Origin of the sequence: Corynebacterium nasicanis (assembly GCF_042658165.1) — a bacterium.
Classification (GTDB): domain Bacteria; phylum Actinomycetota; class Actinomycetes; order Mycobacteriales; family Mycobacteriaceae; genus Corynebacterium; species Corynebacterium nasicanis.
Window position 1 is genome coordinate 1 of sequence record NZ_JBHSQE010000006.1, and the last position, 21,112, is coordinate 21,112.

The 21,112-nt window shown below is 66.3% G+C and carries 21 protein-coding genes; 14 read left to right on the plus strand and 7 right to left on the minus strand.

Going from position 1 to position 21,112, the window contains the following annotated elements; genetic code table 11:
- Positions 1-353: 353 nt before the first annotated feature.
- The 4 genes from ACFPUZ_RS08225 to ACFPUZ_RS08240 all read right to left on the minus strand — a co-directional run bounded on the left by ACFPUZ_RS08225 (position 354) and on the right by ACFPUZ_RS08240 (position 3,324).
- On the minus strand, positions 354-1,022 hold the full coding sequence (locus ACFPUZ_RS08225) for a hypothetical protein (protein WP_377001441.1): 669 nt from the start codon (positions 1,020-1,022) through the stop codon (positions 354-356).
- Between the two features lie 40 nt (positions 1,023-1,062).
- On the minus strand, positions 1,063-1,470 hold the full coding sequence (locus tag ACFPUZ_RS08230; protein WP_377001442.1) for a hypothetical protein: 408 nt from the start codon (positions 1,468-1,470) through the stop codon (positions 1,063-1,065).
- A gap of 720 nt (positions 1,471-2,190) precedes the next feature.
- The gene (locus ACFPUZ_RS08235) at positions 2,191-3,084 is read right to left on the minus strand and encodes an LGFP repeat-containing protein (RefSeq protein ID WP_377001443.1); all 894 of its coding nucleotides are present in this window, start codon (positions 3,082-3,084) and stop codon (positions 2,191-2,193) included.
- Between the two features lie 66 nt (positions 3,085-3,150).
- A complete protein-coding gene (locus tag ACFPUZ_RS08240) occupies positions 3,151-3,324 on the minus strand; it encodes a hypothetical protein (protein WP_377001444.1) in 174 nt (57 codons plus the stop codon).
- A gap of 885 nt (positions 3,325-4,209) precedes the next feature.
- Here ACFPUZ_RS08240 and clpB point away from each other — a divergent pair.
- Positions 4,210-6,768 (plus strand): ATP-dependent chaperone ClpB, encoded by a 2,559-nt coding sequence (gene clpB / locus ACFPUZ_RS08245; RefSeq protein WP_377001445.1) that lies wholly within the window; start codon positions 4,210-4,212, stop codon positions 6,766-6,768.
- 66 nt (positions 6,769-6,834) lie between these two features.
- Complete coding sequence (locus tag ACFPUZ_RS08250) at positions 6,835-7,089, plus strand: Rho termination factor N-terminal domain-containing protein (protein WP_377001446.1); 255 nt, start codon at positions 6,835-6,837, stop codon at positions 7,087-7,089.
- Here ACFPUZ_RS08250 and ACFPUZ_RS08255 read toward each other — a convergent pair.
- Entirely contained in the window at positions 7,075-7,581 is a 507-nt protein-coding gene (locus ACFPUZ_RS08255; protein ID WP_377001447.1) for a DinB family protein, read from the minus strand. The genes ACFPUZ_RS08250 and ACFPUZ_RS08255 overlap by 15 nt on opposite strands.
- Positions 7,582-7,615: 34 nt before the next feature.
- Between ACFPUZ_RS08255 and ACFPUZ_RS08260 the strand changes: the two genes are divergently transcribed.
- The 12 genes from ACFPUZ_RS08260 (at position 7,616) to ACFPUZ_RS08315 (ending at position 19,106) form a co-directional block, all read left to right on the plus strand.
- Positions 7,616-8,773: a glucose-1-phosphate adenylyltransferase family protein gene (locus ACFPUZ_RS08260; protein ID WP_377001448.1), complete on the plus strand. Its 1,158-nt coding sequence runs from the start codon at positions 7,616-7,618 to the stop codon at positions 8,771-8,773.
- A 67-nt stretch (positions 8,774-8,840) separates the two neighbouring features.
- Positions 8,841-9,767 (plus strand): ABC transporter ATP-binding protein, encoded by a 927-nt coding sequence (locus ACFPUZ_RS08265; RefSeq protein WP_377001449.1) that lies wholly within the window; start codon positions 8,841-8,843, stop codon positions 9,765-9,767.
- A 19-nt stretch (positions 9,768-9,786) separates the two neighbouring features.
- Positions 9,787-10,563: an ABC transporter permease gene (locus ACFPUZ_RS08270; protein WP_377001450.1), complete on the plus strand. Its 777-nt coding sequence runs from the start codon at positions 9,787-9,789 to the stop codon at positions 10,561-10,563.
- Between the two features lie 10 nt (positions 10,564-10,573).
- Positions 10,574-11,743, plus strand: a complete 1,170-nt coding sequence (locus ACFPUZ_RS08275; protein WP_377001451.1) for an ATP-binding protein — start codon at positions 10,574-10,576, stop codon at positions 11,741-11,743.
- On the plus strand, positions 11,740-12,336 hold the full coding sequence (locus tag ACFPUZ_RS08280; protein WP_377001452.1) for a response regulator: 597 nt from the start codon (positions 11,740-11,742) through the stop codon (positions 12,334-12,336). The genes ACFPUZ_RS08275 and ACFPUZ_RS08280 overlap by 4 nt, the downstream gene beginning before the upstream one ends.
- Positions 12,337-12,378: 42 nt before the next feature.
- A complete protein-coding gene (locus ACFPUZ_RS08285; protein ID WP_377001453.1) occupies positions 12,379-13,218 on the plus strand; it encodes a sulfurtransferase in 840 nt (279 codons plus the stop codon).
- Positions 13,219-13,238: 20 nt separating this feature from the next.
- Complete coding sequence (locus ACFPUZ_RS08290; RefSeq protein ID WP_377001454.1) at positions 13,239-14,189, plus strand: type III secretion system chaperone family protein; 951 nt, start codon at positions 13,239-13,241, stop codon at positions 14,187-14,189.
- 37 nt (positions 14,190-14,226) lie between these two features.
- Positions 14,227-14,778: an orotate phosphoribosyltransferase gene (pyrE, locus tag ACFPUZ_RS08295; RefSeq protein WP_377001455.1), complete on the plus strand. Its 552-nt coding sequence runs from the start codon at positions 14,227-14,229 to the stop codon at positions 14,776-14,778.
- On the plus strand, positions 14,762-15,415 hold the full coding sequence (locus ACFPUZ_RS08300) for a TrmH family RNA methyltransferase (protein ID WP_377001456.1): 654 nt from the start codon (positions 14,762-14,764) through the stop codon (positions 15,413-15,415). The genes pyrE and ACFPUZ_RS08300 overlap by 17 nt, the downstream gene beginning before the upstream one ends.
- 94 nt (positions 15,416-15,509) lie before the next feature.
- On the plus strand, positions 15,510-16,709 hold the full coding sequence (locus ACFPUZ_RS08305; RefSeq protein ID WP_377001457.1) for a glycoside hydrolase family 76 protein: 1,200 nt from the start codon (positions 15,510-15,512) through the stop codon (positions 16,707-16,709).
- 116 nt (positions 16,710-16,825) lie between these two features.
- Positions 16,826-17,857 (plus strand): class II fructose-bisphosphate aldolase, encoded by a 1,032-nt coding sequence (fbaA, locus tag ACFPUZ_RS08310; RefSeq protein ID WP_377001458.1) that lies wholly within the window; start codon positions 16,826-16,828, stop codon positions 17,855-17,857.
- Positions 17,858-17,924: 67 nt separating this feature from the next.
- On the plus strand, positions 17,925-19,106 hold the full coding sequence (locus ACFPUZ_RS08315) for an FUSC family protein (protein ID WP_377001459.1): 1,182 nt from the start codon (positions 17,925-17,927) through the stop codon (positions 19,104-19,106).
- Positions 19,107-19,176: 70 nt separating this feature from the next.
- Here ACFPUZ_RS08315 and ACFPUZ_RS08320 read toward each other — a convergent pair whose 3' ends face one another.
- Both ACFPUZ_RS08320 and ACFPUZ_RS08325 read right to left on the minus strand, forming a co-directional pair.
- The gene (locus ACFPUZ_RS08320; protein WP_377001460.1) at positions 19,177-19,848 is read right to left on the minus strand and encodes a PRC-barrel domain-containing protein; all 672 of its coding nucleotides are present in this window, start codon (positions 19,846-19,848) and stop codon (positions 19,177-19,179) included.
- 279 nt (positions 19,849-20,127) lie between these two features.
- Entirely contained in the window at positions 20,128-21,048 is a 921-nt protein-coding gene (locus tag ACFPUZ_RS08325) for a PRC-barrel domain-containing protein (protein ID WP_377001461.1), read from the minus strand.
- Positions 21,049-21,112 lie beyond the last annotated feature (64 nt).

The window sequence follows — 21,112 nt, forward strand, 5'->3', positions numbered from 1 at the left end:
GGCGTCGATGATGGTGAAGGGCCCGGCGTCAGCCGCACCGGTGATGGTCAGGCCGATTTCTGCCGTGCGGCAAGTGGTGTCGGCGACGAGGTTGCCACTAGGCTGCACAGCAAGGTCCTGGTTCGGTCAGATGGAAGCTTCGCAACTCTCATCTTGTACCGGCCAGGACCCCTACATGTTGTGCCACCCCGAACCCCACCCCGTGGTCAGCTACGCACTTCAAATCGTGAAGAGCCACATTTGGGATCCCTACATCTTGTGATGAAACGCTGGACTCGCAGTGACCTTCTTTATCTGGTTACGTACTCCAAATTGTAAAGCGCCGCCAAAACTTCGCTTTACAACCCACATAGTCAAGATCCGCGGAACTTTGTCGACCACAAAAGGTACGTTTCAATTTCATCATCTTTGGTAATACTTCGAAAAACTTCTTGGTCCGAAAAGAACAGCCCCGCTCGCGAAAGTCCTGCGTCTACAAAAAGCAACCATTCATCTCGCCGCCAGCAAACACTGACACCAAGATCCGAGGAACACGGCTCGACAAGCCTCTCGCCGACACAAGCATAACGGAAAAATCGAAAGCTATTCCCCGGTACGGTTAACTCAATGTCGGGGCACGCACTACCATCAGAAGTTAGCAATTCGTCAGAGTACAGTATTCCATCTGTCGGGATCGCTAGGTTGAGTCGCAAACTCTGCCAGGTCATTAGATCGATGGTGCCGTGGTAGGGCTCCTGTAAAAACTCGGAAAAGGCCACGCGCCCTGCGCTGGTATGGATTCCTATAGAATCCCAAAAATCTTTGCCAACTTCAAGGACGTGGTTATTCTTCAGGGCAAGATCATTCCAAAAGAGTCGTTTTCCCCATTTTGAGTACACGGGAAGGCATAGCTGAATGCCGAATGCGTACTTCTCTTGAAGCCAACTGAGAAGTTCAGGGGAATCGAGCGAGTAAGGGAGCCGCGGCGGGGGAATCTTCTGAATATCAGTTTGGTTCTGCCACATCAGTTCCCACATTTTCACCAAAGTGATCGCCCTCCTAATGTGCAAAGAATTGAGCTACTCACAGTATCCATGTCGATTGGAAAACCCTTCCTGTTTCGCCAAATCTATCTGAAAAAACCACTTGGAGAACTCGATACGACTCAGCTGGAAGTTCTGCAGATACCACCCAAGAGCTGTCGCTAATTTCCTCGACCTTACATTCCGTCTCGTGGCGATTCCCGAGTGTGCAGTTCAGGAGTTTTAGATCCCGTATGCTTCCCGCACTCTCAGATTGAAACGAAGTCACGTAAACTTCAGTAACCAAGAATTTTTCTGATCTTATAAGGGATTTGACGACTGTGGACTTACTTCCTATCTGATCTGGTGAATCCGTCGGGTCCCAGAAAATATGGTCGACGCCACCTTCGGGGTTGATCTCACCGTAATCAATCAAAAGTGGTTGGGAACCCACGGAGAGCACATCCAAGCCGAGATCATAACCCCTTGAATTCCCTATTAAATAGGTGCTATCTGGATGATCTAGGATGCTGGCACATCCGGGAAGTAGAAGACATATTATTGCGAAAGTGACGGCCAATAGCTGGCGCGTTCTGCTTGTCTCCATTTGGTTTGAGTGGGGGTCCGCGGGTGTCAACTTGGTCCGCACTTAATTTCCTCAGGAGTTTCCCTCGTCATGAAGGGATTTGCATTATAGGCAGGCCTTCCATTAATTAGGGCACTGTTTCCGAATCTCACTTTCCAACGATGCCATGTTCCTGGCTCGCATTCTGCGACGAATACGAAACGGTTAGGATTGGAAGAGGCTCTATTATGGCCTATTGTGGGGTTTCTGTAGTTCCCAATGTGCGGAACTTGAGACCAGGCCCTCCATGAACTTCTGTACATTTTTCCCCCTAGGGACAGGCCGTTCGGAGTAAAATTGCACCAGTTCCTAGCTTGAGCGTGGATTTGATACTCTCCCGTTTGCCTGTGTGTACCCTGTGAAAAGTGGGATATCCCGATTTTCCTCCGCACTGGATTGCTGGGGGAGGCTGGCGGGATAATATCGTTTGAGGAGAGCTTTCTGGCATCGCTGTTGCGATCGATGCTGGTTGGATTAATGTGAGTGCAATTAAGAGGGTGGTCAACATTGCTTGATATGGGCGGGCCATTAGGATGCTCTCTCTGCGAACGTGCATATCTTCCCTCACTCCAGGTGGTCGATAATGGGTAGTGGAGTCGGATCAAATTCCCAAACAAGCGAGTGATCGAAATCGGCTACGCTTCCTTTATTGATTGGTTCAAAATATCCTCTAATGAGTCCGTTCTGGAATGGCTGAGAGGCTTGTAATAGAACCTCTTCTACAGGTGTCCCAGAAGGGTAGCCGAGCGTCCCTGATTCTCTCCCACCTTTAGCCCACTCGAACAGGAAGGGTCCACTTATTCCCCAGGTGCCGGCGTCAGGATGCCAGTACATCTCTCCGTCCTGAAAGACGCTGAACCGCCCAATGCTGTCTGCTGTCTTGGCCTCGTCGGCGATGGGAAATCCTAGGTAACTGTTGGGCCCGCCCATTTCTAGCCACTCTTCCAGGATAAGTCCGTTGATGCTGGCGACCTGTTGTAGAGGACTGCGGTAGATCCGCCCTCCTTGGAAGTGCTGGACCCAACCGTTAAGTTCTCCATCGACAGGTTGTGACCCCTTGACTGGGACCTCTCCTCCGAGGGGATAGCCGAGCCACCCGGTTTCCCAACCATTACGTGCCCAGACCTCAGCATTGCGAACGGCTACTGCGTGTGCCCCGGTATCAGGATGCCAGTAAATAAAGCCGTTCTGGTAGCGCTGCCGGTAACCCTGCCCATCGGGATTGGCGGACATTGGCTCAATCGGCCACAATAGCCAGCTGGTCATTCCCCCAAGTTGTTCATAGCGTTGCAGGATCGCTCCGCACACCTGGTGTGGGCTGGGCCAAAACGTCCGACAGTGAGCGGCGGTGCGCCTCGCCCGCCCCAGAGAGGTCTGTTCTGCAGCAACAGCAACTTCGGCGATATCTGCATCATGCTTGTTCAACTGCGGGGGCAGCACGATGGAATCAGACCACATTTGTCCGGTAGTAATGGCATTTTCTGGTTCACCTGACTCCATCGCGGTACGGATTTGTTGCTGGTATTAGACGACCTCCTCGTCAGTCAACCCGCCGACGCCGTCAACGGTGGGTGGGATGATGGGGTCCTGCTGGAACTCCTGGGCGTAGGTCTCGTGTTCATCTGGGAATACGATCCGTTCAGCTTGTGCAACAGCAAAGAGGGGACATAGTCCAACAGTGGTGATCGTTGCGGTCACAGTGGCCACAATCCGTCGGTTTGTTGTCAACGAGTCTCCTTAATCTGGCTCTCTGTAGGGCCGTGTCCCTGGAACGCGGACGCCGAGGACAACATCTGGAAGCACTTCTCAGTATAGCTTTCGAGCTTCGGGCTTTGTAGAGCTTCATTCTCTTGTTGATGGGGCGGCCTGGGCCTGAAGTTCGTTCCATTGCTGGTGGGCGTCCATCGGTAGGTGGTAGCCCAGCGAGGAATGTAGCCGAAGTTTGTATTACTGCCCAATCTGCTTCGAGGGCTCCTTGAGGGCATTTGTCAACGACGGCCAGCTTTTTCGATCGAATAGCTTCGTTTGAGCGTCGAGTGCAGCGCCTCGGCCATCGTGGGTTCTTTCGAATCTCCCCGCGACCCCACCGGCGCCATGATGTCGGAGTCGACGAGGGCTTGGCCGTAGACAACTAAGCGATGCTGCACCTCACCGTCCCTGTGATGGATCAGCCTGGCGAAGTGCTCACCTGCGCGAAGACGGCCCTCTCGTCCATGTCCGGAACATCATTTGCTTCAGGGGCACGAAGGTCGAGATGTTCCACGGTGAGTCCCGTGCCGCCCAGTGGGAGTTCCTGGCCGAGGTGGATGACTCCATTGTCTTGCCAACGCGAAACGGGTCCAACGGCGAATCTAGGGCCGCACTCCGATGTGGCATCGGATTCGGGCACTCGGGGACCTGCCTGACCAGCATTTGATTTGTTCGGCTTTCTGGACCATGTCGGAACACGCGGGCGTCGAGAAGCGGGGGTGCCTACCATTGAGTCGGAGGGACTCAAAGTTTTTTTGCCTTGAGTGGAACAGACTCAACTCTTGGTGCGTTAGTACTAGTAGATAACTGACAAAAGAGAAAGGAAACGTGCCCATGAGCTCGTTCAACCCCACCACCAAGACCCAGGAGGCCCTGCAGTCCGCACTGCAGTCCGCTTCCGCGAACGGTAACCCGGACATCCGTCCGGCGCACCTGCTCGCTGCGATTCTCGACCAGCCGGAGGGCATCGCCGCCCCGGTGCTCAAGGCCACCGGCGTCGATCCGGAGACCGTGGCCCGGGAGGCCCGGGAGCTGGTCGACGGTTACCCCAAGGCGGCCGGCGCCAACCTGGCCAACCCGAACTTCAACCGCGAGGCACTCAACGCGCTGACCGCCGCCCAGGAGCTGGCCGGTGAGCTCGGCGACGAGTACGTGTCCACCGAGGTCCTCATGGCCGCCATCGCGCGCGGCGATTCGGATGCGGCGGGCTTGCTCAAGAGCCGCGGCGCGACCTATGACGCCCTCAAGGGGGCCTTCCCCTCGGTGCGCGGCGCCACCAAGGTGACTTCGCAGGACCCGGAGGGCCAGTTCCAGGCGCTGGAGAAGTACTCCACCGACCTCACCGCCCGTGCGCGGGAGGGCAAGATCGACCCGGTCATCGGGCGCGACGCGGAGATCCGCCGCGTCGTGCAGGTGCTCAGCCGGCGTACGAAGAACAACCCGGTGCTCATCGGCGAGCCGGGCGTCGGTAAGACGGCCATCGTCGAGGGGCTGGCGCGCCGCATGGTCGCCGGAGACGTCCCGGAGTCGCTCAAGGGCAAGACCCTCATCTCCCTGGATCTGGGGTCGATGGTCGCCGGCGCGAAGTACCGCGGTGAGTTCGAGGAGCGCCTCAAGGCGGTGCTCGACGAGATCAAGAACTCCAACGGGCAGATCGTCACCTTCATCGATGAGCTGCACACCATCGTCGGCGCCGGTGCCACCGGTGATTCCGCCATGGACGCCGGCAACATGATCAAGCCCATGCTCGCCCGCGGTGAGCTGCGCCTGGTCGGTGCCACCACGCTCGACGAGTACCGCAAGTACATCGAGAAGGATGCCGCTCTGGAGCGTCGTTTCCAGCAGGTCTTCGTCGGCGAGCCCTCGGTGGAGGATGCCGTGGGTATCCTCCGTGGGCTCAAGGAGCGCTATGAGGTCCACCACGGTGTCCGTATCCAGGACTCCGCGCTGGTGGCCGCCGCGACCCTGTCCGACCGGTACATCACCAACCGTTTCCTGCCGGACAAGGCCATCGACCTCGTCGATGAGGCCGCCTCCCGCCTGCGGATGGAGATCGACTCCTCCCCGCAGGAGATCGACGAGCTCGAGCGCATCGTGCGTCGCCTCGAGATCGAGGAGGTCGCCCTGTCCAAGGAGACCGACGCCGCCTCCCGCGACCGTCTGAGCAAGCTCCAGCAGGAGCTGGCGGATGAGCGCGAGAAGCTCGGCGAGCTCAAGGCCCGCTGGATGAACGAGAAGTCGAGCATCGACAAGGTGCGCGGCGCGAAGGAGGAGCTGGAGCAGCTGCGCCAGGAGTCCGAGATCGCGGAGCGCGACGGCGATTACGGCAAGGTCGCCGAGCTGCGCTACGGCCGGATCCCGGAGCTGGAGAAGGAGGTCGCCGAGGCGGAGGCCGAGGTGGCGGACGGTGCCAACAACGCCATGCTCAGCGAGGAGGTCACCCCGGACACCATCGCCGAGGTCGTCTCCGCGTGGACCGGCATCCCGGCGGGCAAGATGCTCGCCGGCGAGACCGAGAAGCTGCTCAACATGGAGCTCGTGCTGGGTAACCGCGTCGTCGGTCAGGACGAGGCGGTGACGGCCGTGTCGGATGCGGTCCGTCGCGCCCGCGCCGGGGTCGCCGACCCGAACCGGCCCACCGGTTCCTTCCTCTTCCTCGGTCCGACGGGTGTGGGTAAGACGGAGCTGGCGAAGTCGTTGGCGGAGTTCCTCTTCGACGACGAGCGCGCCATGGTGCGCATCGACATGTCCGAGTACGGCGAGAAGCACTCCGTCGCCCGCCTCGTCGGTGCCCCTCCGGGCTACGTCGGCTATGACGCCGGCGGCCAGCTCACCGAGGCCGTGCGCCGTCGTCCCTACACCGTCGTGCTTTTCGACGAAGTGGAGAAGGCTCACCCCGATGTCTTCGACGTGCTGCTGCAGGTTCTGGACGAGGGTCGTCTCACCGACGGCCAGGGGCGCACGGTGGACTTCCGCAACACGATCCTCATTCTCACCTCGAACCTGGGTGCCGGTGGCACCCGCGAGCAGATGATGGAGGCCGTGAAGCGGACGTTCAAGCCGGAGTTCATCAACCGCCTCGACGACGTGGTCATCTTCGACCCGCTGTCGCAGGAGCAGCTGACCCACATCGTGGAGATCCAGATCCGCCAGCTGGCCGCCCGCCTCGCGGGCCGTCGCCTGACCCTGGATGTCTCCGATGCGGCGAAGTCCTGGCTCGGCGAGCGCGGTTACGACCCGGCCTACGGTGCCCGGCCGCTGCGTCGCCTCATCCAGCAGGCCATCGGTGACCGCCTGGCCAAGGAGCTGCTGGCCGGCGACATCCGGGACGGCGACACCGTCCACGTCGACGTCGCCGACGGTGGCCAGTCGCTGGACGTGACCCGCGGTTAGCCCTGCTTATCGACGCCGCCCGTTCCCCATCCCGGGGGAGCGGGCGGCGTCGCTATGCTCGGGCCCATGGCAGATCCCATCAAGGACCGCGAACTCTACGACGCCCTCCGCGCGGACGGCGCGAGCCAGGAGAAGGCGGCCCGCATCGCCAACGCCGCCGCCCGCACCTCCCGGGAGGAGGTGGGGCGCAAGGGGGGTGAGGCGGGGAGTTACGAGGACTGGACCGTCGATAAGCTGCGCGAACGCGCCCGCGAGCTGGACATCGAGGGCCGGTCCACGATGAACAAGGCCGAACTCATTGAGGCTCTACGAGAGCACTGAGGGCATCCCGGCGATGTAGGCCACCTGCGCGAGGTGCTCGATGGCGTCGATAAGGATCGATGTCATCCGCACGTGCCGGGTGATCGGCTCCCCGTCGTAGGTGTCGATGATCTCGCCCCAGTCGCTCACCCCGCTGATGTACTGGTGGGCGGCGCCGAGGGTCGCGCCGATGTACTCGATGAGCACCGTGAAGTCCTCGACCTGCACGGATGCGGCCTCTGTGTGGCTGTGCCCATAGCCGAGGGTGTCACCGATCTCGCCGAGGCCGACACGCTCCCGGAACTCCTCCCACACCTCCGCGCCGCCGCTGAGGTGCGCGAGCTGCATGTCGATCTCCCGGCCGGTGTGCCACAGCAGCCAGGCGGGGGAATTGGGGTGCCCGCCGGGGTGGGAATTAAGTTCGGCTGGGCTGAGTTCCCGGAGGCGGGGCAGGGTGAGCGCGGTGCGGGCGAGCAAGTCGAGGAGGAGAGTGGTCACGGTATCTCGGTCCATGCGGCCAGACTACCGATCTCCGTACGATGGTCCCATGAACGGCAACGCATCCCCCACGGTCGCGCTCATTCTGGCGGGCGGGCGCGGCAGCAGGCTGTCCCCGCTCACCGATGCGCGCCCCAAACCGGCCGTGCCTCTGGCCGGTTCCTACCGGCTTATCGACGTCGCTTTGTCCAACCTCACCCACTCCCAGATCCGGGACGTGTGGGTGGCCGAGCAGTACCGCCCGAACCTGCTCAACCGGCACCTCGCCGGTGGGCGGCCGTGGGATCTGGACGGCACCCGCCACGGGCTGCGCGTCCTCCCTCCGGGGGAGGGGGACATGGAGGACGGTTTCTCGGAGGGCAACGGGCACGCCCTGTTCCAGCAGCTGGAGGCCGTCGAGGAGTTCGGCGCGCAGACCCTCATCGTGCTCAGCGCCGACCATCTCTTTCAGCTGGATCTGCGTCCGGTGCTCGCGCAGCACGCGGAGTTGGGCAGTGACCTGACGATCGTCACCACGGAGGTGGCGGAGGATCCCTCCCGCTACGGCGTGGTCACCGCCGCGAAGAAGCAGGTCACGGCCTATGACTACAAGCCGGATTCGCCGCGGGGCAGCGTCGTGGCCACGGAGGTCTTCGTCTTCGACGTCGCCGCCCTGCGCCGCGCCTGCCAGGCGCTGCTCCCGGCAGGCTCCGACGGTTCCGAACTCGGCGACTACGGCGAGTCGATCGTCCCGCACCTGGTGGAGCAGACCACTGTCCACGAATACCGCATGGAGGGCTACTGGCGTGACCTGGGCACCATCGACGCCTACTTCCGCGCCCACATGGAGCTCATCGAGGGCACCGGCATCGATCTGCACCGGGCGGACTGGCCGCTGCTGACCAACCTCACCCAGTCGGCGCCGGCGCGCATCGCCCCCGGCGCGGAGATCCACAACTCGCTGGTGTGCCCGGACGCGTTCGTCGCCGGCGCGGTCGACCACAGCCTCATCGGCCCCGGCGTGCGGGTGGAGAAGGGGGCGAGTGTCAGCAGGTGCGTCCTCCTCGGGGAGGTCACGGTCCCTTCCGGCGCGCACCTGGAATCGGTCATCGCGGATCACGGGGCGGAGATCCCCGCCGGGCGTACCGGTCAGACGAAGCCGGGGCCGGGGAACATCACGGTGCTGGTTCAGCAGGGGAGCGACGAGGGGGATGCCCTCACCCCGTGACATCTGTCATGTCGATCGGTGACAAACGCCCCTACCTGCGCAAACGCTTCCCTGTGACCATGGGGGCATGACAACCACACCACCCGCCATCACCGTCCGCGGCCTCACCCACCACTACCGGTCCGGCAAGAACTCCTTCGTCGCCGTCGACGACATCGCGTTCCACGTGGAACGCGGGGAGGTCTTCGGCCTGCTGGGCACCAACGGCGCCGGCAAGACCACCACCCTGGAGATCCTCGAGGGGCTGAGCGCCCCGACCCACGGCGAGGTCCGCGTCCTCGGCCTCGACCCCGTCGCCGACCGGGCGCGCCTGCGCCCCGCGCTGGGCATCATGCTCCAGTCCGGCGGCCTGCCCAGCCAGCTCACCGTCGCCGAGACCCTCGACATGTGGGCCGGCACGTGTTCGACGCCGCGCCCCGCCGCCGACGTGCTTGCCGACGTCGACCTCACCCACCGCGCCGACATCCGCGTCGGGGCGCTGTCCGGTGGCGAGCAACGCCGCCTCGACCTGGCGTGCGCGCTGGTCGGCGATCCGGACGTCCTCTTCCTCGACGAGCCGACGACCGGGCTCGATCCGGAGTCGCGCCGCAACGTGTGGGCCCTGCTCGGCCAGCTCCGGCAGCGCGGGGTGACCATGCTGCTGACCACCCACTACCTGGAGGAGGCCGAGGAACTCTGCGACCGCCTCGCCATCATGCACCGCGGGCGCATCCGCGTGGAGGGCACCCCCGACGGTCTCGTCGCGGCCGTGCCCTCGACGATCACGGCCGCCCTCCCGGCGCAGCACCCGCCGCTGCCCGAGCTGCCCGGCGCGCACCTCTCCCGCGACGGACACCGCCTGCGCATCTCCACCGGGCAGCTGAGCCGGGACACCTTCCGGCTGCTCACCTGGGCCGCCGAGCACGACGTTGCGGTGGAGAACTTCGCCGCCCGCCCCGCCACCCTCGAGTCGGTGTTCCTCGACATCGCCGGCGCCGAGAGCATCACCGTCTGATCCTGCAAGGAGACCCCTCATGTCCACTCTCACCCGTACCCGTTCCCTGGCGCAGGCCGAGGGGCGGCAATTCACCCGCAACCGCACCATTGTCGGCATGGCCATATTCATGCCGCTGCTGTTCCCGCTCGGCCTGTTCTTCCTCTACCGGAGCATCGACACCCCGTGGATGGCGACGGCCAGCGCCCTCGAAATATTTCTCGCCTTCGCACTGCTCTTCGTCCAGTTCTACGCCGTGCTCTCCATGGCGACGACCCGGCGCGACGAACAGGTACTCAAGCGCCTGCGCACCGGAGAGGCCACCGACCGCGAGATCCTCACCGCCCTCTGCATTCCCGGCGCCGTGCTGCTGATGGTCATGAGCATCCTCCTCGGCGCGGTGCTGCTCCTCGGGGGCGCCCCGCGGCCCGTCAACCTGGTCCCGCTGGTGGTGGCGCTGCTCCTGGGCATCGTCCTCAGCTCGGCGCTGGCGTTGCTCACCTCGGCGTTCACCAGCAACGCGGAGGCGGCCCAGGTCACCTCGCTGCCGGTGTTCCTCCTGGTGCTCGGCTCGATGTCCTCCTTCCGTTCCCTGGCTCCGGGACCGGCGGCGGAGATCATCGACCGCACCCCCTTCGCGCTCATCTTCGACCTCGTCCAACTCGGGTGGCTGGGCTCCTTCTCCCCGGAGACCCCGGCGCTGGGCGCGGGGGAGGTGTTCGCGGAGTCGTGGCAGAAGATGCTGCTGCTCGCCCTGTGGACCCTGGCGGCCGGGTGGGCGGCCCACCGCCACATGCGCTGGGACACCCACCGTTAGGCTGGGCCCTGTGACCTCCGCGACCCGCCTGCCCAACCCCGTCCGCTCGTGGCGGGGTCTCGGCAGCGCCGCCAAGTTCCAGCTCTACACCCGCTGGTCCATCCAGTCGGTGGCGATCCTGCTGCCGCTGTTCTTCCTCGTCCCGGCCTTCGGGGTGGAGACCATCCCCGGCTGGGGCCTGGCGCTCATGGTGCTGGTGGTGCTCGGCGCGATGGCGCTCAGCGTCATGGCGCTGGAACTCCAACCGGCCCTCAACGCGCGGGAGCGCCGGGACCACCGACCCTGGTTCCGCGCCGGGCTCGTTATATTGCCGCTCGCCCTCGCCGCCTGCGTCGGGGCGTACCTGGCACCCACCCCGCCAGGGATGCAGACGGCGGCGCTGTTCCTGGCCATCGCCCTCAGCCAATGCCTCTGCCTGGCGTTTCTGCCCTTCACCCGGCGGCGCTGGTGGTGGATCGCCGCCGTCACCGCCGTGCTGGTGCTCACCTTCGGCGGCGGGATGGGTTCGGAGCCAGCCGTTGTCTACCTCGCCCTCATGCCGACGCTCTTCGCCTCGGTGACCCTCATGTCCCTGTGGACCTCCGGTGTCATGCGCGAATCCGAGCGCGCCCGCCATCTGGAGGCGGAACTCAAGGTCAGCGAGGAACGCCTGCGCTTCGCCCAGGAACTCCACGACACCCTCGGCCAGCACCTGGCCGCCCTGTCCATCAAGGCGGAGCTGGCGCAGAAGTTGGCCGAACGCGGTGACGCGCGGCTGAGCGGGGAACTCGCGGATCTGCGCACCCTCGCGTCGACGTCTCTGTCGGAGATGCGGGAGGTCGTGCAGGGCTACCGCTCCGTCAACCTCGCCACCGAGGTCGCCGGCGCCCGCTCCCTGCTTATCGACGCCCGCGTCCCCCTCACCGTCACCGGCGACAGCCTCGATGTCCCCGCCGAGCACCGGGAGATGGCGGCCTGGTTCGTGCGGGAGGCGACCACCAACCTCCTCCGCCACGCCGACGCCACCGCCGCCACGCTCACCCTGGGACCGGCGGCGGTGACGATGAGCAACGACGGGGCACACGGGGACGTCGGTAAGCCGGGTGGACTGGACACCCTCCGCCGCCGCGGCGCCCACCTGGAGACCACCCGCGAGGGCGACACCTTCACCGCCACGCTCATCCTGGAGGAGACGGCATGATCCGGATTGCCATCGTCGACGACGAATCGCTCGTCGCGCAGTCCCTGGCCACGCTGCTCAGCCTGGAGGAGGATCTCGAGGTCGTGGCCGTCGCCGCCTCGGGAGAGGAACTGCTCGAGTGGTGGCGGCGCGGGCAGGAGCTGGACGTGTGCGTCTGTGACCTGCAGCTGGGCGGCATCGACGGCATCGAGACGGCGCGGCGGCTCGGGGAGGTGGGGGTGCTCATCGTCACCAGCCACGCCCGGCCGCGGGCGCTCAAGGAGGCGCTCGCCGCCGGGGTGCGGGGATTCCTGCCGAAGACCTCCACGGCCGCGGACTTCGCCGCCGCCATCCGCGCCGTGCACGCCGGCCGCCGCCACATCGACCCGGAGCTGGCCGCGTGGACGATCTCCGCCGGGGAGTCTCCGCTCACCGAGCGCGAGACGGAGCTGCTGGAACTCGCGGGCCGTGGCGGCTCGGTGGAGGACATCGCGGCGGCGGCGCACCTCGCGCCGGGCACGACGCGCAACTACCTCTCCTCGGCGATGGCCAAGGTCGGGGCGCAGAACCGTTTCGAGGCCTACACCCGGGCGCGGGAGCGGGGCTGGATCTGAGCGGGCGGCACTCCCGCCTAACCCCACCTAATATCGATATATATGAGCACCTTCGTGAGCGCCGACTCTCTGCGGGACGACATCTGGCACGGTCAGCAGCAGACCGTGCTCGCCTCCTACTGGGCCCCGGGCGAGGGCGGCGGCTACAAGAAATACGAATCCGAGCACATGCCCACCGCGCTGTTCTGCGATCCGGCCTATGCGCTGGCCGGGATCCCCAGCTCGGATGAGGGCCGCAACCCGCTGCCCGAGGCCCACTACCTGCAGGACTGGTTCGGCCGCTGGGGCCTGGAGGAGCACAGCCGGGTGGTCGTCTACGACGAGGGCCGCGGCCTCATGGCGGCCCGCGCCTGGTGGATCCTGCGCTGGGCGGGCCTGGAGAACGTGCAGATCCTCGACGGCGGCCTCCAGCGCTGGGACCAGCTGGGCTACCCCATCGTCGGCGGGCCGGGGAACTTCGCCACCTCCGACGGCGGAGCCGTGAAGATCGGGGGCCTGCCCGTCGCGGAGATCGACGACGTCCGTGACCACCTCGCCGGGGGCGGGGTGCTCGTGGACACGCGCGACGCCCGCCGCTTCGAGGGCCGCCGCGAGATCCTTGACCTCAAGGCCGGGCACATCCCGGGGGCGATCAATATACCGGTGCGCGACCTGCTCAACGACGACTGGACGATCCGCACAAAAGAGGAGATCCGGGAGCGTTTCGCCCACGCGGGCATCACCGCGAGCGAGGGAGTCATCCTCTACTCCGGGTCCGGCAACCACTCCGCGCTGGCCATCGCCGCGATGGAGTACGCGGGCCTGGGGTGTGCGACGCATTATGTCGGCGGCTGGTCCCAGTGGGCGGCGGATCCGACGAACCCGGTGGAGCGGGGCTTCTGATCCCACTATTGTCGAAGGTGATGTCCACCATTGCCTTCGCCCTCGCAACAGTCGCCGCCGGTGCGGCCGCTGCGCTGTGGCGTCTCGACGCCCGCCGCCGGGACCCCGCCCCGTCCAGCCGCCAGCTGCCGGGCGCCCTGCGCCGTGAGCGCCGCACCTGGGCGGAGGAGAAGGGCTTCGATTTCGCACGCCGGGACGACTGGCTCAACGACGAGTGGTCCCGCGGGGCGGCCGCTTCCGGGGCGGTGGCCCGCGACATCGTCAGTGGTCAGGCCTACGGGCACGAGATGGTGCTCATGGATCTCGGCGGCGTCAACGTCATGGCCATGCGTCGCGGCGCCAGCTCGGACGTGGTGCTCGACGCCCGCCGCCACGGCCTGGAGCAGGAGTCCTCCGAGGACCTCCTCGAGGCCTTCACCCTCGGTGACTTCACCGTCCTGGCCACCGACATCGGCGTGGCCGAGCGGCTTCTCGACGAACGCGTCACCACCGCCTTCGAGGTCTTCCCCGCGGTGGTCACCGCCGTGTGGATGGAATCCGACTGGGTGCTGGCCCAGACCGCGAAGGGATCGCACCGCGCGGACTGGGAGGAGATGCTCGCCCCCCTGGCCATGCTGGCCGACGCCGCCCGTGCCCTGCCGCCCCGGTCCACCGCGGCGCAGACCCTGCTTCTCGACGACCTCGACCCCACCCGTCACATGCCCGGACCCCCGCAGGCCGGATTCGGGGTGCTCGCCATCGCCCGGGAGGGCGTCGACGCCGGGGAGCGCCCGCTGGTGCAGCGCCCGGAGGAGCCGCTCGACCTGCCCTCGCGCCGCCAGGCGGTGGCGCGCGGCGTGGTGGAACCACGCAGCATCGGGGCGGATGAGGTGGAGCCGATCGCGGACGGCGTCGATAAGCGGGAGCCCGGTGCGCGAGGGCCGCGCATGCCGCGCGACCTCAGCGGCGGATCCTCCCTCTTCGACGACTAAGGTGGCAGGGGAGAAACCCGCACGAGAAGGAGACCCCATGAGCCGCAACGACGTCGACGCCACCCAGCTGGCCGCCCTGGCGGACCTGGTCAAGGACCTGGCCATCGTCCACGGGAAGGTGACGCTGTCCTCGGGCCGGGAGGCCGACTACTACGTCGATCTGCGGCGCGCGACGCTGCACCACGAGGCCTCGGCGCTCATCGGTACCCTCCTGCGCCAGCTCACCTCTGACTGGGACTACGTCTCCGTCGGCGGCCTCACCCTCGGCGCGGATCCGGTGGCCACCGCGGTCATGCACGCCGAGGGCCGTCCGATCGACGCCTTCGTGGTGCGCAAGGAGGCCAAGAAGCACGGCATGCAGCGCCGCGTCGAGGGCCCCGACGTGGTGGGGAAGAAGGTGCTCGTCGTGGAGGACACGACCACCACCGGTAACTCCCCGCTCACCGCCGTCGCCGCGCTGCGTGAGCTCGGCGCCGAGGTGGTCGGCGTGGCCACCGTCGTCGACCGCGCCACGGGCGCTGACGAGGTCATCCGCGCCGAGGGCCTCGAGTACCGCTACCTGCTGGGGCTGGATGATCTTGGACTCTGAGCCCGGCCCCACCGAGTGGGGGGAGGGCCGACACGGCGTCGGCCCCTGGGAGGGGGAGTGGCCGCAGGGCGCGCACTGGGACCCCGAGCTGCTCGCGGAGGGCGACCGGCGCAACGTCGTCGACGCCTACCGCTACTGGCGGCGCGAGGCGATCGTCCGGGACATCGACACGCGACGCCACCCCCTGCATGTGGCGATCGAGAACTTCGAGAACGACGCCAACATCGGCACCGTCGTGCGCACCGCCAACGCCTTCGCCGTGGATACGGTGCATATCGTCGGGCGGCGGCGGTGGAACAGGCGCGGGGCCATGGTCACCGACCGCTACCAGCACCTCATGCACCACCCGGACGTGCATTCGCTGCTGGTGTGGGCGCTGCGGACGGGCCTGACGGTGGTGGCCATCGACAACACGCCCGGGTCGGTGCCGCTGGAGACCGCGGAGCTGCCGCGGGAATGCCTGCTGCTCTTCGGGCAGGAGGGCCCGGGCATCACCCCCGAGGCAGCGGAGGGGGCGCTCATGACCTGCTCGATCGCCCAGTTCGGGTCGACGCGCTCGATCAACGCGGGCGTGGCGGCCGGGATCGCCATGCACGCCTGGATCCGCCAGCATGGAGATCTCGGTCACGCCTGGTGAGTGGGCGTGACGGAAATGCAAACTAATCGTTATCATGGTGTGACTGTGACATGTCAGTACAGTCAGTACACGGCAACGGAGTAGCGAAAAGAACGTGCAGGAGACCTGGGCACACCGCGCTGACCTCGCGGAATCCGCCATCAACGAGCGCCACGGTTCCCGTGTGTGGGGGCTGCCGCGCACCAACCTCGCCGTGGTCAGCTGGCCCCCGACCACGAAGGAACGCCTGTTCCACCACTGGCACTACTGGTGGCAGGCGCACTACCTCGACTGCCTCGTCGACGCCGCGCGGCGGCGGCCGACGCGGGCCCGCCGCCGCGTCATCACCAACACCATCAACGGCATCCGCCTGCGCAACCTCGGTCCGTTGACGAAGAACCGCTACTACGACGACAAGGCCTGGCTGGCTCTGGCCATGCGGCGCGCCGGCGACCTCGCCCAGGTGCCCATGCCCCCGGTCCTGCCGAAGCTCGAGCACAACATCGTCGACGGCATCGACGGACTCACCGGCGTCCTGCCCTGGCGCAGCGGCGAGACCTTCTACAACGTCCCCTCCAACGGTCCCGCGGCCATCATGATGGCCCGCACCGGGCGGCTGGAGGAGGCCCGCAGCATCGTCGAGTGGATCCACGAGCACCTGGTCAACGACGACGGCCTCGTCATGGACGGCATCCGCATGCGCATGCACGGCCCCGAACTCGTGCCCAACATCCACCCCTACTGCCAGGGCGTGACGCTCGGCGCGAACCTGGAGATCGCCCTCGCCCTCCGCGAGAAGGCCGGGTTCTCCCCCGGGGACTCCATCTCCGGGCTCGACGACGCCGAGGCGATGGACGCGGCCATGCCGTACATCACCCGCATCCGTGCCCTCGTGCAGGCGGTGGCCGTCCACATGGCCACCCCCTCCGGGGTCATCGACTGGAAGACCGGGGACGGCGACGGCGGCCTGTTCAAGGGCATCCTCGTGCGCTACCTCGCGGATGTCGCGGTGCGCCTGCCCTCCGACAACGCCGCCAACCGCGCCGCCAAGAAGGTCGCCGCCCGCCTGGTCCTGTCCTCGGCGGAATCCGTGTGGAACCGCCGCCTCGAGGTCGACGGGCTGCCGGTCTTCGCCACCGACTGGACCGCCGACGCCCGGCTCCCGCACAACTTCGGGCTGGCCCCCTCCAGCCTGCCGGAGGCTCTCGGCGTGCTGCGTATCGACGAACGCGACCTCTCCGTCCAACTCTCCGGCTGGATGCTCCTCGAGGCCGCCGCCCGCGTCGTCGCGGACACGGACACCCGCAAACCCTAGACCCGCCCGGATCGGGGGGAGGGGGCCCGGTGATTTCGGCTCCGGGGGCAAGCATGGGCGGTCAAACGCAGGCATAATGGTGTGCGGACCTGTTTGCTTACCCGGAGGATCACCCTATGCCTATCGCGACTCCCGAAATCTACAACGAGATGCTCGACAAGGCCAAGGAGGGCGGCTACGCCTTCCCGGCCATCAACTGCACCTCCTCGGAGACCATCAACGCCGCCCTGCGCGGCTTCGCCGAGGCTGAGTCCGACGGCATCATCCAGTTCTCCACCGGCGGCGCAGAGTTCGGCTCCGGTCTGTCCGTGAAGAACAAGGTCGCCGGTGCTGTCGCCCTGGCCGCCTTCGCACACGAGGCCGCCAAGCACTACGGCATCAACGTCGCCCTCCACACCGACCACTGCCAGAAGGAGGTGCTCGACGAGTTCGTGCGCCCGCTGCTGGCCATCTCCCAGGAGCGCGTCGACGCCGGCGAGCTGCCGCTCTTCCAGTCCCACATGTGGGACGGCTCCGCGGTGCCGATCGACGAGAACCTCCAGATCGCCCAGGAGCTGCTGGAGAAGTCCCGCAAGGCGAACATCGTCCTCGAGATCGAGATCGGTGTCGTCGGCGGCGAGGAGGACGGTGTCGAGGCCAAGGCCGGCGCCAACCTCTACACCACCGAAGAGGACTTCGAGAAGACCATCGACGCCATCGGCACCGGTGAGAACGGCCGCTACCTGCTGGCCGCCACCTTCGGCAACGTCCACGGCGTGTACAAGCCGGGCAACGTCAAGCTCCGCCCGGAGGTGCTCCTCGAGGGCCAGCAGGTGGCCCGCCGCAAGCTGGGTCTCGCCGACGACGCCCTGCCCTTCGACTTCGTCTTCCACGGCGGCTCCGGCTCCGAGAAGGAGAAGATCGAGGAGTCCCTGCGCTACGGCGTCATCAAGATGAACGTGGACACCGACACCCAGTACGCGTTCACCCGACCCATCGTCACCCACATGTTCCAGAACTACGACGGTGTGCTCAAGGTCGACGGCGAGGTGGGCAACAAGAAGGCCTACGACCCGCGTTCCTACCTGAAGAAGGCCGAGCAGTCCATGGCTGAGCGTGTCCTCGAGGCCTGCCAGGACCTCCACTCCGTGGGCAAGACCGTCAAGTAGTCTTCCCCCGCTTCTCACGCCCCGCCTCCGCGCGGGGCGTGAGCTTTTTCCATTACGCTGAGGCCTCATGGCGAAGTTGAGAATCGGCACCCTCGAGCGGCTCCGGCAGGTCGAGGGATCCCTGGAGTCGCGGGCCCTGCGCGTGCGCAAGCGTCTGTTCGCCATCGTGCAGGTCGCCATCGCCGCCGGCCTCGCCTTCTGGGTGGCGCGCGAGGTCATCGGGCACCCCGTGCCGTTCTTCGCCCCCATCACGGTGGTCATCATCCTCGGCCTCACCGGCGGGGAGCGCATCCGCAAGGCGCTGGAGCTCTCCCTCGGCGTCATCGTCGGCGTCGGCCTCGGTGATCTGCTCGTGCACTACCTGCCCCACGGGCCGTGGATGATTCCCCTCGTGGTGGCGATATCCCTGCTGGTGGCGTCCTTCCTGTCGAAATCGCCGCTGGTGAGCAACCAGGTCGCCATCGGCTCCATCCTCATCGCCACCATCCTGCCCCCGGGTACCGAGGGCGGCGGCCCCGCCCGCATGATCGACGCCTTCGTCGGCGCGGCGATCGGCCTCATCACCATCGCCCTGCTGCCCTCCTCGCCCCTCAACTCGGGTCGCCAGGAGGTGTCGAAGCTGCTGGGTATCGTGTCCTCCGTGCTTGACGACGTCGCCCTCGCCCTCGACACCCGCGACGCCGACGCCCTCAACAAGGCGATGGACGCCGTCCACAACACGCAGCCCGACATCAACAACATGCTCTCCGCCGCCGCCCACGGCCGCGAAATGGCCCTGCTCTCCCCGCTCCTGTGGGGCGCCCGGCGGCGCGTGCGTTCCCTGGAACGTATCCTGCCCTCCGTGGAGTACACGATGCGCAACGCCCGCGTCCTCGCCCGCCGCGCCCTCGTGCTGTGCCAGGATGGCGACGCCGTCTCGGTGCGCCTCATCAACATCGTCGACGAGCTTGCCGACATCGCCGCCGAGCTTTCCGACGTCTTCGACGCCCGCACCCCCTCCAACGAAGCGCAGGACATCCCCGAGATCGTCCGCCGCCTGCAGGTGATCGGTGCCCGCTCCGGGATGGACGCGGTCAGCGAGCAGGCCGTCCTCTCCGAGTACGTCATCCTCGCCCAGGCCCGCTCGATCACCGCCGACCTCCTCGAGGTGAGTGGATGGTCACGGGAATCCGCCCTGGCAGCCCTGGCCCCGACGTCCGCGACCCCGGCCTATCAGCCGGAGCAGTGGCCGGGCATCAGCGAGGGGTGAGGATCGCTCCGCCAAGCCCGCCCGCCGGGGGTGGAGAGGGCCGGTTGCGGAGCGATTGTCCCGGGTGGGGTCAGGAGGCCCGCAGGTCGCGGAAACGGCGGAAGCGGGTGCCTCGGGCCACGCGCTCGGCATCTGCGCGTCCGCGATCGGCGTCGTCGTTCTGGTGGTCGCGGGCTTCCCTGGCGTACCTGCGTTCGGCGGTCTGATAGTCGCGGTACTGCTCGCGCGGCTCGTTGCTCATGCCGTGGGCGCTGGTTCCGCGGGAGGCGCGATCCTCGGGGGTGAGGTCGAGGCCGAGGATGTGGTCGGATTCGGCGCGCAGGCGGTCGGCGGATGCGTCGGTGATCGGGTTGTAGTCCCCGAAACCGTGCACCGCGACGCCGGGAGTGAGGGCGACGGGGAAGTCGAAGGGCTCGTAGATCTCGGTGTCCGAGGTTCCGGCGAGTCCGAAATGGCAGGTGAACAGCTCCTGTTCCTCGTCGCTGAGGTGCGCCCCGTCATCGATGTCGGGAGCGTTCCGGAGACAGTCCCGGGTGAAGGCAAGGTGCAGGTCGGGGCCGTCGAGGCGGTGGCCGCGCAGCGGCACGATGCTGGATTCCAGGCCGAAGAGCCCATGGGCGACCTCCACGAAATCGGGCTGGCCGGTGGTGTCGTTGATGTAGACCTCGGTGACGGAGCCGAGCGTTTCGCCCTCCCGGTCATAAGCGGTGGCTCTCGACAGGTCTGCGATGCGGCGGTTCATGATGTCTCTCCTTGCGTCGGACGGAGCTGAAATACTCCGGATAATGCCGAGCTTAAAGGAAGGTTGTGACCCACACCACTGTCACGGACGCCGCGCGGACCTGCCGTTGATTTCCGCGGAAAGCGGAGTATAATTGCTGGCCGGCGCGGGTTTCTGGGCCGAGAATCCGCAGGTGGCGGGAAGTCTCCCGCAGGGGCTGGGCGTCAGGGGACAGTTTTGTGATGCTCCCCACACGGAAAGGGCCGCCCCGTGAGGGGCGGCCCAGACGCGAGTCAGTGACTAGTAGTTGGAACGCGGGATGTGCTGGTCGCCCTCGTCGAGCGGGCGGCCGTCGGCGTCGACGTTGCCGAACTCACGCGGATCGTGCTGCTCGCGCATGGACTCGCCGGCGGCGCGGACGCGGTAGCGACGCAGGCGGGTACCCTCCCGACGCTGCTCGCGGCCGAGATCGGCGGCGTCGTTCTGGTGCTCGCGGGCGTCCTGGGCGTAGTCGCGCTCGGCGGTCTCGTAGTCGCGGTACTGCTCGCGCGGCTCGTCGCTCATGCCGTGGGCGCTGGTGCCGCGGGCGGCGCGATCCTCGGGGGTGCGGTCGAGGCCGAGCTCATGATCGGACTCTGCGCGCAGGCGGTCGGCGGAGGCGTCGCCGTCGCGGCGGTGATCGCCGAAGCCGTGGACGTCCGTGCCCGGGGCCGGGCCACCTGCGGCGGGAATGACACCCGGAGCGGTGACGCCCGGCTGCTCCTCGCCCGTGACCGGGTCGATGAGCTCGCGGTCGCGCAGATCGGCCTCGCGGAGTTCGCGCTCGTGGGTCCGGTCGTGATCGAAACGCTCACCGTAGGCGGTGTCGTAGTCATCGTCGAAACGGTGCGGCTCGTACTCGGTCTCGTTGGGGGTGCCGTCCAGGCCGTAGTGGCGGTAGATGGTGGCGTGGTCCTCCTCCGAGAGGTGGTCGTCGTCGCGGATGTTGGGCGCGTCCTGGATGCGGTCCTTGGAGAAGGCGAGCTGGAGGTTCTCGCCCTCGAGGCGGTGCCCGCGCAGCGGCACGATGCTGGAGCTCATGCCGAAGAGGCCGTGGCCGACCTCGACGAAGTCCGGCTGTCCGGTGGAATCGTTGACGTAGACCTCCTTGACGGAGCCGAGCTTCTCGCCGTCGCGGTCGTAGGCGGTGGCGGTGGTGAGGTCCTGGATATTGCGGTTCATGATGCAGTCGTTCCTTTCGGGAGATCGGATGTTCTGATCCCGAGCGTAAGAACGCCGGAGTGCC

Coding starts and splice junctions, on each gene's coding strand:
- ACFPUZ_RS08235 (WP_377001443.1), bottom strand. CDS start 3,084: ATGTGGTCTGATTCCATCGTGCTGCCCCCGCAGTTGAACAAGCATGAT.
- clpB (WP_377001445.1), top strand. CDS start 4,210: ATGAGCTCGTTCAACCCCACCACCAAGACCCAGGAGGCCCTGCAGTCC.
- ACFPUZ_RS08250 (WP_377001446.1), top strand. CDS start 6,835: ATGGCAGATCCCATCAAGGACCGCGAACTCTACGACGCCCTCCGCGCG.
- ACFPUZ_RS08255 (WP_377001447.1), bottom strand. CDS start 7,581: ATGGACCGAGATACCGTGACCACTCTCCTCCTCGACTTGCTCGCCCGC.
- ACFPUZ_RS08260 (WP_377001448.1), top strand. CDS start 7,616: ATGAACGGCAACGCATCCCCCACGGTCGCGCTCATTCTGGCGGGCGGG.
- ACFPUZ_RS08265 (WP_377001449.1), top strand. CDS start 8,841: ATGACAACCACACCACCCGCCATCACCGTCCGCGGCCTCACCCACCAC.
- ACFPUZ_RS08270 (WP_377001450.1), top strand. CDS start 9,787: ATGTCCACTCTCACCCGTACCCGTTCCCTGGCGCAGGCCGAGGGGCGG.
- ACFPUZ_RS08280 (WP_377001452.1), top strand. CDS start 11,740: ATGATCCGGATTGCCATCGTCGACGACGAATCGCTCGTCGCGCAGTCC.
- ACFPUZ_RS08285 (WP_377001453.1), top strand. CDS start 12,379: ATGAGCACCTTCGTGAGCGCCGACTCTCTGCGGGACGACATCTGGCAC.
- ACFPUZ_RS08290 (WP_377001454.1), top strand. CDS start 13,239: ATGTCCACCATTGCCTTCGCCCTCGCAACAGTCGCCGCCGGTGCGGCC.
- pyrE (WP_377001455.1), top strand. CDS start 14,227: ATGAGCCGCAACGACGTCGACGCCACCCAGCTGGCCGCCCTGGCGGAC.
- ACFPUZ_RS08300 (WP_377001456.1), top strand. CDS start 14,762: ATGATCTTGGACTCTGAGCCCGGCCCCACCGAGTGGGGGGAGGGCCGA.
- fbaA (WP_377001458.1), top strand. CDS start 16,826: ATGCCTATCGCGACTCCCGAAATCTACAACGAGATGCTCGACAAGGCC.
- ACFPUZ_RS08315 (WP_377001459.1), top strand. CDS start 17,925: ATGGCGAAGTTGAGAATCGGCACCCTCGAGCGGCTCCGGCAGGTCGAG.
- ACFPUZ_RS08320 (WP_377001460.1), bottom strand. CDS start 19,848: ATGAACCGCCGCATCGCAGACCTGTCGAGAGCCACCGCTTATGACCGG.
- ACFPUZ_RS08325 (WP_377001461.1), bottom strand. CDS start 21,048: ATGAACCGCAATATCCAGGACCTCACCACCGCCACCGCCTACGACCGC.